Raw genomic sequence first — 14,062 nt, 5'->3', positions numbered from 1 at the left:
TCCTGACAGACGCCCCCGAGGCCGCCGGGTCAGCGGCCGAGCGCGGTCAGGACAGGGTCCCGGGCGGGGCCACCCACTCCGATCGAGGGCCACCGACGTCCGCCAGCAGGTCGAAGTCCCGGTCACAGTGGAGGACGGTCGCGGAGTATTCCGCCGCGACCGCCGCCACCGTGAGGTCAACCGGGCTCGCCGCCCGGTGATGGCCCCGCGCGGTGAGCGCGAGTTGCAGGTCCCGGGCACGGGTGGAGACGGCCTCGGTCACCGGCAGGTCGACCATGACCTGAGCGCGACGGGCGCGGATGGTCATCGCGTCCCGGAAGTCCCGCGCGCTGCGACCGTCCTCGAGATCGAGTGGCAGACATGTCGCGGCCAAGCCCTCCTCCAGGATGGCGCTCACCCGCTTGGCCACGACGGGCAGTCGGAGTCGAGCCCACGCCGAGGTGTCGATGAGATAGAGCCCGCCCGCGACGCTCACGCCGCGTCCTTCTCGCTGGCGGGCACCTTGTCGTCGCCGACGATGCCGGTCCAGTCGCGATCGACCGACAGGAGTTCCCGGATCGCCTCCATCCGCTCGCTGCGCTCGGCGACCAGCCGCAACGCCGCGTGGATCGTGTCCTTCTTGCTCTTTGTGCCGAGTTCACGCCGGGCGCGTTCGAGCAGTTCGTCGTCAAGGTCGATGACAGTCTTCACGGAGCGACTATATACTCTTCTAAGCTATTTATATATCGGTTCGGCCGAGGAAGCGCAGGGCGTTGCCGCCGAGCAGCGCGGCCCGCTGGTCGTCGGTGAGGAAGTCGGACCGGTGCACCACCTGCCCGACCGGCCGCTCCCCCAGCGGGTACGGGTAGTCGCTGCCGAGCAGCACCCGGTCGGCGCCCATGGTGTCCACCAGCAGCCGCAGCGCGGCCGGGTCGAACACCACCGAGTCGACGCTGAACCGGTCGACGTAGGAGCTGGGCGGCGCGGTGGACGCCCCGCGTACCAGGTCACCACGGCGGTGCCAGGCGTTGTCGGCGCGCCCCAGCCAGAACGGGAAGCTGCCGCCGCCGTGCGCGAAGCAGATCCGCAGCGTCTCCGGCACCCGGTCGAACACCCCGCCGAGGATCAGCGCCAGCACCGACAGGTGCGTCTCCGCCGGCATCCCGGTCAGCCAGCGGGCCATCCACCGGTCCAGCCGGGGCCCTCCGGGCATGTCCCACGGGTGCACGAAGACCGGCGCCCCGACCTCGGCGCAGTGGGTCAGGAACGCCACGATGCCGGCGTCGTCGAGGTCCCGGTCGCCGACGTGGTTGCCGATCTCCACGCCGGCGTGCCCGGCCGCCAGGCAGCGGTCCAGCTCGGCACAGGCGGCGTCCGGGTCCTGCAACGGCACCTGGCAGAACGGCACCAGCCGGTCGCCGTCGGCGGCGGTGACCTCCAGGGTGAGGTCGTTGAAGATCCGGGCCACCTTGACCGCCTGGTCGGCCGGGCGGTCGTAGCTGAAGAAGACCGGGGTGGGCGAGACGACCTGCACGTCGACGCCGTCGGCGGTCATGTCGGCCAGCCGGGTGGGTGCGTCCCAGCACGGCGCGCCGACCGGCCGGAACTCCGTCTCCCCCACCATGATCATGGCCGCGCGCTCGGAGTCCACCCGCAGCCAGGGCCAGCCGGACCCGCCGCACGCCGCGGCGAGGTCCGGCCACCCCTTCGGTACGACGTGCGTGTGCACGTCCACCACCGGCACCGGCATCAGCCCTTGCCCGGGTGCAGCGCGCCGCAGTTGTCGCAGGTGCGGGCCTTCTCGTCGGCGTAGAACGCGGCGAAGACCGGGGGCAGGTCGGCGGCGATGTCGCGCACCTGCAACTCGACCTCGTGCACCTTGTGGTGGCACTCGGCGCAGTACCATTGGAACTTCTCCAGCGTGCCCTCCTCGCGGACCCGCTCGATCACCATGCCGATCGAACCGGCCTCGGGGCGCTGCGGCGAGTGCGGGGTGTTACGCGGGAGCATCCACATCTGACCCTCGCGCACGTGCACCGTACGCGGGCCCTCGGGCAGCATCAGGTTGATGTGCATGTTGCCCTTGACCTGGTAGAAGAACTCCTCGTACGGGTCGACGTGGAAGTCGGTGCGCTGGTTCGGGCCACCCACCACCATGACGATGAAGTCGTCGCTGCCGGGCAGCATCTCCTTGTTGCCCACCGGGGGCTTGAGCAGGTGCTGGTTCTCCCCGATCCAGCCGGAGAAGCTGAACGGCTCGGCGATCTCACTCATGGGGACCTCCCGACGGAAGTAGGGCGACGGCCTGCATCTCGATCAGCAGGTGCGGGTGCGGAAGCTGGTGCACGGCCACCGTGGTCCGGGTCGGCCCGGTGGCGTCGAAGAACTCCGCCCACACCTCGTTGTAGCCACCGAAGTCGTTCATGTTGACCAGGTAGCTGGTGACCTGCACCAGGTCGGCCAGGTCGGCGCCGACCGAGCGGAGCAGGTCACGGATGTTCCCGACCACGGCCCGGGTCTGCTCCCGGATGTCCAGGTCGGTGGTGCCGAACTCGTCCACCGACACCCCGGCGAACGTGTTGTCCGGCCGGCGCGACGACGTACCGGAGACGTAGACGAACCCGCCGGCCACCTTGACGTGCGGGAACGCACCCCGCGGCACGGCCTTGCCGGCCACCACGCGGGCGGTCACGGGAGCGCCTTGAGGGAGGCGGAACCGAGCTTCTCCACGGTGGCGCGGACGTGCGCGCCCGGGCGCAACGGCACCGCGGCGGTGGCCGCGCCGGCCAGGAACACCCAGCCCTTGCGCAGCCGTACGCCGTGCCGGCCGGCCAGCCGCAGGCCCTCGTCCAGCGCCCGGCGCGGGTCGCCGAGGATGGCGGCGGTCGAGCCGACCTGCGCCACCCGCCCGTCGATCTCCAGCAGCACGCCGAGGTTGTCCAGCCCGTCCGGCACCGGCGACCAGGGACCGACCACGAACGCGGCGGCCGAGGTGTTGTCGGCGATCACGTCCGGCAGCGAGAAGGTGAAGTTCGCGTACCGGGAGTCGATCAGCTCGATCGCCGGGGCGACCGCGCGCACCGCCCGGGTGAACGAGCCGACCGGTTCGCCCGGGTCGGGCAGCCGGTCCAGCAGGAACGCCACCTCCGGCTCGACCCGGGGGTGGATGAAGTCGCCCACGTCGACGCCGCCGCCGTCGGGCACCCGCATCACGTCGGTCAGCCGGCCCCAGATCACCTCGTCCACGCCGACCTGCGCCATCTTCGCCTTGCTGGTCAGCCCCATCTTGAGGCCGACCAGCCGCTCACCCCGGTCGAGGCGGCGCTGCACCAGCGCGGTCTGCACCGCGTACGCCGCGTCGACGTCGAGGCCGGTCTCGGCGGCCAGCTGCGGGACCGCGGTGGCGTCGTCGGCCGCCGCGCCCAGCTTCTCCGCGATGCCGGCGATGTCCGGCCCGATCATGCTGCGCCACCTTTCGTTCGCGACTGCGGGGCTCGCAAACCCGGCTCACTCCTCGCGCTCACCGGGTCTCCTTGCCGGCCAGGTCGAGTGCCACGTCCACGATCATGTCCTCCTGGCCGCCGACCATCCGGCGGCGGCCCAGCTCGACCAGGATCGAGCGGACGTCCACGCCGTACTTGGCCGAGGCCCGCTCGGCGTGCCGCAGGAAGCTGGAGTAGACGCCCGCGTACCCGAGGGAGAGCGTCTCCCGGTCGACCTGGACCGGCCGGTCCTGCAACGGGCGGACCAGGTCGTCGGCGGCGTCCATCAGCGCGAACACGTCGCAGCCGTGCTTCCAGCCGTGCAGCTCGGCGACCGCCACGAAGACCTCCAGCGGCGCGTTGCCGGCGCCGGCGCCCATGCCGGCCAGCGACGCGTCCACCCGGACGGTCCGCCCGGCCGGCGACCCGAGCGGGCCGTCGCCGAGGATCCGGCCGTGCTCGACCGCCAGCACGCTGTTCGCCACGCCCAGCGACAGGTTGTGGTGGGCATGGATGCCGATCTGCGTCTCGGGTTCCAGCACCTGCCGGTACGCGTCGACGCGCTGCGCCACGTCCGACATCAGCAGCCGCCCGCCGGAGTCGGTGACGTAGACGCAGTGCGCGCCGTACGACTCCATCAGCTTGGCCTGCGCGGCCAGCCCGGCCGGGTCGTTGAGGTGCGACATCATGAGGAACCCGGAGACGTCCATGTCGTTCTCCCGGGCCCACGCGATGTGCTGGGCGGAGATGTCCGCCTCGGTGCAGTGCGTGGCGATCCGGACGCTGGTCACGCCGAGCGCCTTGGCCGCCTTCAGGTCGGCGATGGTGCCGATGCCCGGCAGCAGCAGCGTGGTGAGCCGCGCGTTCGTCAGCACCTCCGCGGCGGCGGCGATCCAGTCCGCGTCGGCGGCGGCGCCGTGCCCGTAGTTGACGCTGGAGCCGGCCAGGCCGTCGCCGTGCGCCACCTCGATCGCGGCCACCCCGGCGGCGTCGAGCGCCGCGGCGATGGTCCGCACCTGGTCGACGGTGTAGCGGTGCCCGATGGCGTGCATGCCGTCGCGCAGCGTCACGTCCTGGATGTAGAGGTCGGTCATCGGACGCTCACCTCCGTCGCGCGCAGCGCCACCAGCCGCTCCGCGGTACGCAGCGCGGCCGACGTCATGATGTCCAGGTTCCCGGCGTACGCGGGCAGGTAGTGCCCGGCGCCGGACACCTCCAGGAACACCGACACCTGGAGGCCGGTGACGTGCCGGCCCAGCACCGGCGCGTACGTGTCCACCGGGTCGAACTGCACGTCCTGCTTGAGCCGGTAGCCGGGCACGTACTCCTGCACGGTCGCCACCATGTCGGCCACCGAGGCGGCGATCGCCGCCCGGTCGGCGTCGGCGTCCGGGCAGAGGCAGTAGACCGTGTCGCGCATGAGCAGCGGCGGGTCGGCCGGGTTCAGCACGATGATGGCCTTGCCGCGCTCGGCGCCGCCGACCACCTCGATGGCCCGGGCGGTGGTCTCGGTGAACTCGTCGATGTTGGCCCGGGTACCCGGGCCGGCGGACTTCGAGGCGATCGAGGCGACGATCTCCCCGTACGCGACCGGGGTGACCCGGCCGACCGCGTGCACGATCGGCACGGTGGCCTGGCCGCCGCAGGTGACCATGTTGACGTTCGGCTCGCGCAGGTGCTCGTCGAGGTTCACCGGCGGCACCACGTACGGGCCGATCGCCGCCGGCGTCAGGTCGACGACCGTCCGGCCGTGTGCGCGCAGCACCTCGTCGTGACGCTTGTGCGCGCCGGCCGAGGTGGCGTCGAAGACGAGCTGGACGTCGGCGAACTCGGGCAGCGCGACGAGGCCGTCGACGCCCTCGGCGGTGGTGGTCACGCCGAGCCGGCGGGCCCGGGCCAGGCCGTCGGAGGCCGGGTCGATGCCGGCCATCGCCACCATGCGCAGGCTCTCACTGAGCCGCAGCACCTTGATCATCAGGTCGGTGCCGATGTTGCCCGACCCGAGCACCGCCACACCTGTCGTGGTCACGAAACCTCCCGGGAGAAGCAGGTACGCACCGAGCCGAGCCCGGAGATGCGCGCCTCGTACGCGGCGCCGGGGGTGACCGGCACCATCGGGCCGAGCGCGCCGGAGAGCACCACGTCCCCGGCCTTCAGCGGGTCACCGGCGCGGGCCATGGTGCCGGCCAGCCACTGCAGCGCGTGCAGCGGGTTGCCGAGGCAGGCCGCGCCGGCGCCGACCGAGACCGGCTCCCCGGCGTGCTCCAGCACCATGCCGCACAGCCGCAGGTCCACGTCGGCGAGCCGGCGGGGCGCGGTGCCGAGCACGAACAGCCCGCTGGAGGCGTTGTCCGCCACCGTGTCCACGATGGAGATGTCCCAGTCGGCGATGCGCGAGTCGACGATCTCGACGGCCGGCAGCACGTGGTCCACGGCCCGGATCAGGTCGACTGTGGTGACCCGCTCGTCCGGCAGGTCGGCGCCGAGCACGAAGGCGATCTCCGCCTCCACCCGGGGCTGGAGCAGCCGGCCGATCGGCACCTCGACGCCGTCGCCGACGGCCATGTCGTCGAAGAGCACCCCGAAGTCGGGCTGGAAGACGCCGAAGCTCTCCTGCACGGTCCGCGACGTCAGGCCGATCTTCGCGCCGACCCGGCGGTGCCCCTTGCCCAGACGCTGCCGGGTGTAGACCTGCTGCGCCTGGTACGCGGCCTCGACGTCGCCCTCGGGCAGCAGCCGGCCGCGCAGCGGCGGGCAGGGTTTCCCCTCCTGCCGGGCCACCGCGAGTTCCCGGTTGGCGGCCTCGATGTCCACTGTCATGTCGGCTCCTCGCTCACTGTCCTCGGGACGCCGGCCATTCTCACTCATGAGAGGTCCACGCAGACGTTGGTCAGCTCGGAGTAGAAGTCGAGCGAGTGCACGCCGCCCTCCCGGCCCACGCCGGACGCCTTCACCCCGCCGAACGGCGTGCGCAGGTCGCGCAGGAACCAGGTGTTGACCCAGACGATGCCGGCGTCCAGCCGGGACCCGGCCCGGTGCGCCCGGCCCACGTCCCGCGTCCAGACGGTCGCCGCCAGGCCGTACTCGGTGCCGTTGGCCAGCGCGTACGCCTCGTCCTCGTCGTCGAACGGCGCGACGTGCACCAGCGGACCGAAGACCTCCTCCTGGTTGGTGCGGGCGTCCGGCCCGAGGCCGGTGAGCACCGTCGGCTGCACGTACGCCCCGCCGTCGCGGGCGTCGCCGAAGCGCGGCGTGCCACCGCCGGCGCGGACCTCGGCGCCCTCGGTGCGGGCCAGCGCGTAGTGGCCGAGCACCTTGTCCCGGTGGCCGTGCGAGATCAGCGGCATGTTCACCGTCGCCTCGTCGGCCGGCCAGCCGTACGCCAGCTCGTCGGCGCGCTTCGCCAGCCGCGCGGTGAACTCCTCGAACACCGGCCGCTGCACGTAGATCCGTTCGGTGCAGAGGCAGACCTGGCCGCCGTTGGTGAAGCTGGAGCGGACCGAGCCGGCCACCGCCGCGTCCAGGTCGGCGTCGGCGAAGACCAGGCCGGCGTTCTTGCCGCCCAGCTCGAAGCTGACCGCCTTCACCCCGTCGGCCGCGGCCCGCATGATCGCGCTGCCGGTGGCCGACTCGCCGGTGAACGTGATCGCGTCCACGCCGGGGTGCCGGGTCAGGTGCTCGCCGGCCGAGCCGGGCCCGAAGCCGTGCACCAGGTTGAACACGCCGTCGGGCACGCCGGCCGCGGCCATCACCTCGGCCAGCAGCGTGGCCGAGGCCGGGGTCTCCTCGCTGGGCTTGACCACCACGGCGTTGCCGCAGGCGAGCGCCGGGGCGACCTTCCAGGTGAGCAGCAGCAGCGGCAGGTTCCACGGCACGATCACCGCGACCACGCCGACCGGCTTGCGGACCGCGTAGTTGAGCGCCCGGCCGCCGGTCGGGGTGACGGTGGTGAACGACTCGGTCGGCGCGGTCGCCACGATCTCGGCGAACGCGCGGAAGTTGGCCGCGCCGCGCGGAATGTCCAGCGTGCGGGCCTGCGAGATGGACTTGCCGGTGTCCGCCACCTCGGCCGCGACCAGGTCGTCGAAGCGCCGTTCCAGCTCGTCGGCGACCCGGCGCAGCACCTCGGCGCGTTCCCGCTCCCCCATCCGGCCCCACGGGCCGCGCAGCGCCGCCCGGCCGGCGGCCACGGCGTCGTCGACCACCGACGAGGATGCCTCGACGACCTCGAACACCGGCTCGCCGGTGACCGGGCTGCGCTTGGTGAACCGGGTCCCGGCGTCGACGAACGCGCCGCCGACGAAGTTGCGCAGCAGGCCGGGGCCGTCCGGCGCGTGCCCGGCCATCAGCCGGGGGTCCCAGAGCGTCATCGCCGCCGCCCCAGCGCCGCGCCGACACCGGCGGCCAGCAGCGCCGCCGCGCCGGCAGCGACCGCGCCGACCACCGCGTACTGCCGGCGCACCCGGCGGCGCACCTGCGCGTACGGGGTGGTGGAGAAGGAGACCAGCTCGTACTGGGAGACGTAGCGGCCGGGCAGCGCGCGCTCCAGCGCGTGCTCGACCTTCTTGCGGGTCCGGAACACCGGCGAGGCGACCTTGTCCCGCATCTCCACGAAGTTGGCCAACGCCATCCGGGCGATCGCCTCCGCGTCGTCCTGCCGGCGGTGCTGGAACAGCGGCAGCGCGGCGGCCCACTCGTCGTCGCACTCGTCGAGGCAGCGGTCCAGCTCGACGACGTCCTCGAAGGCGCAGTTCGCGCCCTGGCCGTAGAACGGCACGATGGCGTGCGCGGCGTCGCCGAGCAGGCCGACCCGGCCGGCCACCTGCCACGGCGTGCAGCGCACCGTGCCGAGGACCCCGACCGGGTTGTGCTGGTAGTCGTCGACCAGGTTCGGGGCGAGCGGGACCAGGTCCGGGTAGTGATCGGCGAAGAACCGCTCGATCGCGGCGGGACTGCTCAGCGACGCGAAGCTGCGGGTGCCGTGCGTGGGCCAGAACAGCGTGCAGGTGAAGGAGCGGTCCGGGTTCGGCAGCGCGATCATCATGGAGGTGCCGCGCGGCCAGATGTGCAGCGCACCCGGGTCGAGCGCGAACTCCCCGCCGATCGGCGGGATGGTCAGCTCCTTGTAGCCGTAGTCGAGGAAGTCCAGGCTCTCGGTCAGGCCCCCGTACGCGAGCAGTTGCCCGCGCACCGCGGATCCGGCGCCGTCGGCGCCGAGGACGACCGACGCGGTGGCGGTGACCTTGCCCTGCGGGGTCTCGAACGTCATCTCGCCGCCGACCGGGTCGAGGCCGACCAGCCGGTGGTCGAACGCGACCCGCACGCCCGGCAGCGCGGTCGCGGCGTCGAGCAGCGCGTTGTTCAGCGCGCCCCGGCTGATCGAGTTGATCGCCCGGTCCCCGGAGACGCTGTACGACTGGAACTGCGACTCGCCCTCGACCGGGTGGATCATCCGGCCGCGCATCGGCAGCGCGTCCGCCATCACCTGCTCGTCCAGGCCGATGCGGCGCAACGCGTCCAGCCCGCGCTCGGAGAGCGCCAGGTTGATCGAGCGGCCCCGCTCGACGGTGCCGGTCCGCGGGTCCGGCCGCCGCTCGTAGAGGGCCACCGGGTAGCCGCGCCGGGCCAGGAAGCAGGCCAGCAGGCAGCCGGCCAGTCCGGCGCCGACCACCGCGACCTCGTCGCGCTCCCTGCTCATGAGGCGGCCTCCACAGTCGCGGCGAGCGCGTCGGCGACGCGCCAGCAGTCGTGGTACGTCGAGTAGAGGGGCACCGGGGCGAACCGGACGATGTCCGGCTCCCGGGCGTCGGCGATCACGCCGTGCTCGTGTCGCAGCCGCTTGGTCAGCTCGTTCGCGCTGCCCGTACCGATGCGGACGGAGAGCTGGCACCCGCGGCGGGCCGGATCGCGCGGGGTGACCACGGTCAGCGGGCGACCCGGCGTCACCTCGTCGAGCAGTTCCTCCAGCCAGCCGGTGAGCCGCAGGCTGCGCTCACGCAGCGCGGGCATGCCGACGGAGTCGAACAGCTCCAGCGAGGTGCGCACCGGGCCCATCGCGAAGATCGGCGGGTTGGAGATCTGCCACGCCTCGACGGTGGCCGGCGGCCGGGACACCGGTGTCATCTCGAACCGGGTGGCCGCCTCGGTGCTCCACCAGCCCTCGAACCTCGGCAGCGAGGGGTCGCCGTGGTGTCGCTCGTGGACGAAGACGCCGCCCAGGGCGCCCGGGCCGGAGTTCAGGTACTTGTAGGAGCACCAGGCGGCGAAGTCGACGTCCCAGTCGTGCAGCGCCAGCGGCACGTTGCCGGCGGCGTGCGCCAGGTCCCAGCCGACGACCGCCCCGGCGGCCCGGCCGGCGGCGGTGATCGCCGGAATGTCCATCAGCTCGCCGGTCAGGTAGTTGACGCCGCCGAGCAGCAGCAACGCGACCGTGTGCCCCTCGCGGGCCAGGTAGTCCAGGACGTCCTGCGTGCCCAGCGTGTCGCTGCCGGGGCGGGGCTTGAGCCGCACCACCGTGGCGTCCGGGTCGAGGCCGTGGAAGCGGGCCTGGCTGCGCACCGCGTAGCTGTCCGACGGGAACGCGCTGTCCTCGATGACGATCGTCGTCCGCTCCCCCGCCGGGCGGTAGAAGCTGACCATCAGCAGGTGCAGGTTGACCGTGAGGGAGTTCATCACCACGGTCTCGGTGGGCAGCGCGCCGACCAGGCGCGCGGCCGGCGCGGTCAACAGCTCGTGGTACGGCAGCCAGGCCCGCTCCGCCTCCAGGTGCCCCTCCACGCCGAGCCGGCGCCAGGCGTCCAGGTCGGCGACGAGTTCGTCCCGGGTGGCCCGGGGTTGCAGGCCCAGCGAGTTGCCGGCCAGGTACGCCACGTCGGGATGGCGCCCGCCCTCGGCCGGCGGCACGTGGAACAGGTGGCGGTGGCCGGGATCGGCGGCGTCCCGCCGGTGGGCTTCGCTCTCGGGGGTGTGCATGCTGTTCTCTCCGGTCACATAGCGGTACGGGCCGACCACAGCTCCGGGAAGACGACCCGGGCCATGCTGCGCTGCAACCATGCCAGGCCGGCCGAACCGCCGCTGCCGACCTTGGCGCCCATGGTCCGCTGCACCGCCTTGACGTGGTTCCAGCGCCAGTCGCCGAACTGCTCGGCCACCTCGGTCAGCGCGTCGCCGAGCAGGCGCAGGTGGTTGTCCGGGCCGCTGTCGGCGTAGACGCGCACCCAGGCCGCCTCGACGCCCGGGTGCGGCTCGTGCTCGGCCGCGACGTCCCGGTCCAGCAGATCGTCCGGCAGGTCGAAGCCGCGGCGGGCGAGCAGCGCCACCACGTCGTCCCAGAGGCTCGGCGTAGCAAGCGCGGCGGTCAGCTCGGCGTGCACGTCGGTCTGCCGGCGGAACGGACGGATCAGCGCCGGGTCCCGCAGGCCGAGCAGGAACTCCAGCTGGCGGTACATCGCGGACTGGAAGCCGGAACCCTCACCGAGCCGGTCGCGGAACCGGTTGAAGTCGGCCGGCGTCATCCAGCGCAGCCCCTGCCAGGCCGCGTTCAGCCCCTCCAGGTGCAGCGCGGCCCGGCGCAGCGGGGGCAGCGCCTCCCAGATCCGGTTGGCCCGCACCTCGCGCTGGGCGTGCCGCAGCTCGTGGCAGGTCAGCTTGAAGTACAGCTCCATGATCTGGCTGACCATCAGGAAGGACATCTCGCCCGGATCGTCGCTGAGCGGCTGCTGGAGCCGGTGCAGCGTGCTCGCGTGCACGTACGCGTCGTAGGGCACACGGTCGGCGAACTCCAGCGTCGGCTCGCCACCGTTGCGTGCCGCTCGGGCCGCCCGCTGCTGCGAGGTGGCCGGGCGCACCGCCGTCGTCTGTTCCACCGTCTTCTCCGTCCGTACGCGGGGTAGACGCCATGATCTCGCCGGTCCGGGCGCGGATGGAATGCCTGTTCAACGGCGGTAAGGTGGTCTGACCTCACGACCTGAAAGCATCTCGGGTCGCCGACTTAACGTAAGGAAGGTCGCCGCGTGGACGACATGGACTGGGCGCTGCTGCGCGAGCTCCAGGCCGACGCCCGGCTCTCCTACAGCGAGCTGTCCCGCCGGGTGCACCTGTCCCCGCCGGCGGTCGCGGAGCGGGTCCGGCGGCTGGAGGAGTCCGGGGTGATCACCGGCTACCACGCCCACGTGGACCTCACCCGGGCCGGGCGGACCGTGCTGGCGCTGATCCGGATGTCCTGTTACGGCTCGCGTTGCATCCTGAACGACCCCCGGGTGGCGCAGTGGCCGGAGATCATGGAGATCCACCGGATCACCGGCGACGCGTGCAGCATGCTCAAGGTCGCGGCCGAGTCGATGGGCGAGTTCGAGGAGGTCATCGACCGGCTCGCCCCGTACGGCCAGCCGTCCAGCACGATGGTGCTCTCCACCCCGCTGGCCTGGCACCCGGTCGTGAAAGGCGGGGCCCCCTCTTAACGCTTCCGGTATAGGCGGGACCCCCTGTTAACACCCCCGCCGTCCGGGAACGCAGCCCCCACTGCCCGTCAGCAGGATTCCGGTGCACCGACGCACCGGGAGGGGGGAACCATGCGAGGGCTCCTGTCACACCGTGCGCTGTCGTCCGTCCTGGGCCTGGTCGGCCTGGTCGCGGCGTTCGTCCTGACCACCGCCGTACCGGCCCGGGCCGGGGAGAGCGTGTTCATCGAGGTGACGCCGAACAGCGTCCAGGCCGGGTCCCGGGTGACCATCCGGGCCGGCTGCGACAACAGCAACAACCGCCAGGCCCAGGTCACCTCGGACGCCTTCGGCCGGGTGATGCTGCGGCCGGACAACGGCTTCCTGACCGGCTCGGTCACGGTGCCCGGCAACAAGGCGCCCGGCGACTACCCGGTGAACCTCGACTGCTCCAACGGCAACACCGCCTCCACCATGCTCACCGTGCTGAACATGAGCCAGCCGAGCAAGGGCCCGGCGACCGGCGGCGGGGGCACCGCCGGCGGCGGCCGGGGCGCCGGCTCGCTGCTGCTGGTCGGCGGCCTGGTGGCGGTGGCCGTGGTGGCCGGCGTGGGCGCCCGCCGCAAGTCCGGTAGCCGCGTCTGACCGGGGTGCGGCCATGGCCCGCTCACCGCGACGCCACACCCGCACCGGACCGCAGCCGCCCCGGAGTCGCCCCGGCGGCACGGGACGGCGCGGCGCCGCGCACCCGCCCCGCGCCGTCGCCACCGAGGTGGGTCGCGACGGCCGGGATCGCGCCCGACGGCGGCTCCGAGCCGCGCTACGGCTGACGTCCCGCGCCGCCCGCCGGTTCGCCCACGCCGCCGGGCACGCCTTCTCGGCCAGCGTCGCCACCGCCGACCCGCAGGCCCGCCCGGTCGCCGTCCGTCCCGGCCGGACCACCACCCGCCGGTACGCCCCGGGGCGCAGCCCCGGCGCCCCGGTGCTGGTGGTGGCGAGCCTGATGGCGCTGATCGTGGCCATGCTCGGGGTGGAGCGGGTGACCGGGGTCAGCGTGCTGCCCGACCGGATCGTGGCCGGCCTGCGCCCGCCGCCGAAGAAGTTCCCGGTGCTGCCCGCCAGCCCGCCGACCGACCTCACCATCGGCAAGCTCGACCTGCGCGCGCCGGTGCACCGGGTCGGCATCGCGCCCGACGGCAGCATCGCGGTGCCGGACGTGAGCCGCGCCGGCGAGGTCGGCTGGTACGACCAGGGCCCCACCCCCGGCCAGTACGGGCCCGCGGTGCTGGTCGGGCACGTCGACACCACCACCGGGCCGGCCGTCTTCCACGGGCTGAAGGAACTCGACGACGGCGACCGGATCGAGGTGACCCGGCAGGACCGCTCGGTGGCGGTCTTCGAGGTGACCTCGATCGAGCGGTACGGCAAGGAGAAGCTGCCGGTGGAGGACGTCTACGGCGACTTCAGCCGCCCCAACCTGCGGTTGATCACCTGCGGCGGGCGCTGGGTGGGCGGCGAGACCGGGTACGCCGACAACCTGGTGGTCTACGCGTCGCTGGTCCAGGCCCGCTGAGCGCCCTCAGGCCGCTTCGACCTCGGGCTCACGCAGGTCGAGCCAGTCCGCCCAGCGGGGGTCGGGAGCGCGGTGGCCCAGCACCCGCCAGGCGTTGCCCTTCGGCGCGGCCGGCAGGTGGTGCAGCCGCCAGCCCAGCTCGGCCGGGGTCTTGTCGCCCTTGGTGTGGTTGCACCGGGCACAGGCGGCGACCACGTTCTCCCACGCGTGCCGGCCACCCCGGCTGCGTGGGAAGACGTGGTCGATGGTCTCCGCCGGCCCGCGACAGTAGGCGCACCGCCACCCGTCGCGCGCGAAGATCGCCCGGCGGGACAGCCCCACGTGGGTGCGGTAGGGCACCCGGACGTAGCGGGTCAGCCGCACCACCGAGGGCACCGGGAGCGCGTTGCGGGCGCTGTGCAGGATGCCCTCGCCGTCGGCCACGCAGACGGCCTTGGCGGAGAGCACGAGGATCGCGGCACGACGCACCGACACGACGCACAGGGGCTCGTAGGTGGCGTTGAGAACGAGTGCACCGGAGCCCGCCGTGGGTCGTATGTCAGGCATCGCGCTCACCCTCCCGGTCCAGCCGCTCCCGCCGCCTGCACTCC

Annotated in this window: 17 protein-coding genes; 3 read left to right on the top strand and 14 right to left on the bottom strand. The window is 73.0% G+C overall.

Annotation, left to right across the window (positions count from 1 at the left end; genetic code table 11):
• Nucleotides 1–46: 46 nt before the first annotated feature.
• From CO540_RS25880 to CO540_RS25820, 13 genes are read right to left on the bottom strand one after another with little or no spacing between them, the layout of a single operon-like run.
• Nucleotides 47–475, bottom strand: coding sequence for a PIN domain-containing protein (locus CO540_RS25880; protein ID WP_099163974.1), 429 nt, complete (start codon nucleotides 473–475; stop codon nucleotides 47–49).
• On the bottom strand, nucleotides 472–690 hold the full coding sequence (locus CO540_RS25875) for a type II toxin-antitoxin system VapB family antitoxin (protein WP_091571753.1): 219 nt from the start codon (nucleotides 688–690) through the stop codon (nucleotides 472–474). Before CO540_RS25875 ends, CO540_RS25880 begins: the two co-directional genes overlap by 4 nt.
• A 28-nt stretch (nucleotides 691–718) precedes the next feature.
• A complete protein-coding gene (locus CO540_RS25870; protein WP_099163973.1) occupies nucleotides 719–1,729 on the bottom strand; it encodes an amidohydrolase family protein in 1,011 nt (336 codons plus the stop codon).
• Nucleotides 1,729–2,253 (bottom strand): 3-hydroxyanthranilate 3,4-dioxygenase, encoded by a 525-nt coding sequence (locus CO540_RS25865; protein ID WP_091571745.1) that lies wholly within the window; start codon nucleotides 2,251–2,253, stop codon nucleotides 1,729–1,731. The genes CO540_RS25870 and CO540_RS25865 overlap by 1 nt, the downstream gene beginning before the upstream one ends.
• On the bottom strand, nucleotides 2,246–2,671 hold the full coding sequence (locus tag CO540_RS25860) for a RidA family protein (protein ID WP_099163972.1): 426 nt from the start codon (nucleotides 2,669–2,671) through the stop codon (nucleotides 2,246–2,248). The genes CO540_RS25865 and CO540_RS25860 overlap by 8 nt, the downstream gene beginning before the upstream one ends.
• The gene (locus tag CO540_RS25855) at nucleotides 2,668–3,441 is read right to left on the bottom strand and encodes a 2-keto-4-pentenoate hydratase (protein WP_099163971.1); all 774 of its coding nucleotides are present in this window, start codon (nucleotides 3,439–3,441) and stop codon (nucleotides 2,668–2,670) included. The genes CO540_RS25860 and CO540_RS25855 overlap by 4 nt, the downstream gene beginning before the upstream one ends.
• A 58-nt stretch (nucleotides 3,442–3,499) precedes the next feature.
• The gene (gene dmpG / locus CO540_RS25850) at nucleotides 3,500–4,555 is read right to left on the bottom strand and encodes a 4-hydroxy-2-oxovalerate aldolase (RefSeq protein ID WP_099163970.1); all 1,056 of its coding nucleotides are present in this window, start codon (nucleotides 4,553–4,555) and stop codon (nucleotides 3,500–3,502) included.
• Nucleotides 4,552–5,490 carry an acetaldehyde dehydrogenase (acetylating) gene (locus CO540_RS25845; protein WP_099163969.1) on the bottom strand — a complete coding sequence of 313 codons (939 nt, stop codon included), beginning with the start codon at nucleotides 5,488–5,490 and terminating at the stop codon, nucleotides 4,552–4,554. Before CO540_RS25845 ends, dmpG begins: the two co-directional genes overlap by 4 nt.
• On the bottom strand, nucleotides 5,487–6,281 hold the full coding sequence (locus CO540_RS25840) for a 2-keto-4-pentenoate hydratase (RefSeq protein ID WP_099163968.1): 795 nt from the start codon (nucleotides 6,279–6,281) through the stop codon (nucleotides 5,487–5,489). Before CO540_RS25840 ends, CO540_RS25845 begins: the two co-directional genes overlap by 4 nt.
• Before the next feature lie 44 nt (nucleotides 6,282–6,325).
• Nucleotides 6,326–7,807 carry a 2-hydroxymuconic semialdehyde dehydrogenase gene (locus tag CO540_RS25835; protein ID WP_091577061.1) on the bottom strand — a complete coding sequence of 494 codons (1,482 nt, stop codon included), beginning with the start codon at nucleotides 7,805–7,807 and terminating at the stop codon, nucleotides 6,326–6,328.
• A gap of 20 nt (nucleotides 7,808–7,827) precedes the next feature.
• The gene (locus CO540_RS25830) at nucleotides 7,828–9,159 is read right to left on the bottom strand and encodes an NAD(P)/FAD-dependent oxidoreductase (RefSeq protein ID WP_099163967.1); all 1,332 of its coding nucleotides are present in this window, start codon (nucleotides 9,157–9,159) and stop codon (nucleotides 7,828–7,830) included.
• Nucleotides 9,156–10,433, bottom strand: a complete 1,278-nt coding sequence (kynU, locus tag CO540_RS25825) for a kynureninase (protein ID WP_099164943.1) — start codon at nucleotides 10,431–10,433, stop codon at nucleotides 9,156–9,158. Before kynU ends, CO540_RS25830 begins: the two co-directional genes overlap by 4 nt.
• Before the next feature lie 14 nt (nucleotides 10,434–10,447).
• Nucleotides 10,448–11,326 (bottom strand): tryptophan 2,3-dioxygenase, encoded by an 879-nt coding sequence (locus tag CO540_RS25820; RefSeq protein ID WP_099163966.1) that lies wholly within the window; start codon nucleotides 11,324–11,326, stop codon nucleotides 10,448–10,450.
• 147 nt (nucleotides 11,327–11,473) lie between these two features.
• On the opposite strand from CO540_RS25820, the gene CO540_RS25815 reads away from it, so the two are divergent.
• The 3 genes from CO540_RS25815 to CO540_RS25805 all read left to right on the top strand — a co-directional run bounded on the left by CO540_RS25815 (nucleotide 11,474) and on the right by CO540_RS25805 (nucleotide 13,472).
• On the top strand, nucleotides 11,474–11,920 hold the full coding sequence (locus CO540_RS25815; protein WP_099163965.1) for an Lrp/AsnC family transcriptional regulator: 447 nt from the start codon (nucleotides 11,474–11,476) through the stop codon (nucleotides 11,918–11,920).
• Nucleotides 11,921–12,031: 111 nt separating this feature from the next.
• A complete protein-coding gene (locus tag CO540_RS25810; protein ID WP_099163964.1) occupies nucleotides 12,032–12,544 on the top strand; it encodes a hypothetical protein in 513 nt (170 codons plus the stop codon).
• 13 nt (nucleotides 12,545–12,557) lie between these two features.
• Nucleotides 12,558–13,472 carry a class F sortase gene (locus CO540_RS25805; RefSeq protein ID WP_099163963.1) on the top strand — a complete coding sequence of 305 codons (915 nt, stop codon included), beginning with the start codon at nucleotides 12,558–12,560 and terminating at the stop codon, nucleotides 13,470–13,472.
• A 6-nt stretch (nucleotides 13,473–13,478) separates the two neighbouring features.
• On the opposite strand, the gene CO540_RS25800 is transcribed toward CO540_RS25805, so the two are convergent.
• The gene (locus tag CO540_RS25800; protein WP_091571705.1) at nucleotides 13,479–14,018 is read right to left on the bottom strand and encodes an HNH endonuclease; all 540 of its coding nucleotides are present in this window, start codon (nucleotides 14,016–14,018) and stop codon (nucleotides 13,479–13,481) included.
• Nucleotides 14,019–14,062: the final 44 nt, after the last annotated feature.

The sequence above is a fragment of the Micromonospora sp. WMMA2032 genome, from assembly GCF_002688545.1.
Lineage (GTDB): Bacteria > Actinomycetota > Actinomycetes > Mycobacteriales > Micromonosporaceae > Micromonospora > Micromonospora sediminicola.
Note: the sequence above shows the minus strand (reverse complement) of the source record. Positions and strands in the feature narration are given on the sequence as shown.

Excerpts from the sequence above, each read along its gene's own strand:
- CO540_RS25870 (WP_099163973.1), bottom strand. The coding sequence starts at position 1,729 with ATGCCGGTGCCGGTGGTGGACGTGCACACGCACGTCGTACCGAAGGGG.
- CO540_RS25865 (WP_091571745.1), bottom strand. The coding sequence starts at position 2,253 with ATGAGTGAGATCGCCGAGCCGTTCAGCTTCTCCGGCTGGATCGGGGAG.
- CO540_RS25855 (WP_099163971.1), bottom strand. The coding sequence starts at position 3,441 with ATGATCGGGCCGGACATCGCCGGCATCGCGGAGAAGCTGGGCGCGGCG.
- dmpG (WP_099163970.1), bottom strand. The coding sequence starts at position 4,555 with ATGACCGACCTCTACATCCAGGACGTGACGCTGCGCGACGGCATGCAC.
- CO540_RS25840 (WP_099163968.1), bottom strand. The coding sequence starts at position 6,281 with ATGACAGTGGACATCGAGGCCGCCAACCGGGAACTCGCGGTGGCCCGG.
- CO540_RS25835 (WP_091577061.1), bottom strand. The coding sequence starts at position 7,807 with ATGGCCGGGCACGCGCCGGACGGCCCCGGCCTGCTGCGCAACTTCGTC.
- CO540_RS25830 (WP_099163967.1), bottom strand. The coding sequence starts at position 9,159 with ATGAGCAGGGAGCGCGACGAGGTCGCGGTGGTCGGCGCCGGACTGGCC.
- kynU (WP_099164943.1), bottom strand. The coding sequence starts at position 10,433 with ATGCACACCCCCGAGAGCGAAGCCCACCGGCGGGACGCCGCCGATCCC.
- CO540_RS25810 (WP_099163964.1), top strand. The coding sequence starts at position 12,032 with ATGCGAGGGCTCCTGTCACACCGTGCGCTGTCGTCCGTCCTGGGCCTG.
- CO540_RS25805 (WP_099163963.1), top strand. The coding sequence starts at position 12,558 with ATGGCCCGCTCACCGCGACGCCACACCCGCACCGGACCGCAGCCGCCC.
- CO540_RS25800 (WP_091571705.1), bottom strand. The coding sequence starts at position 14,018 with ATGCCTGACATACGACCCACGGCGGGCTCCGGTGCACTCGTTCTCAAC.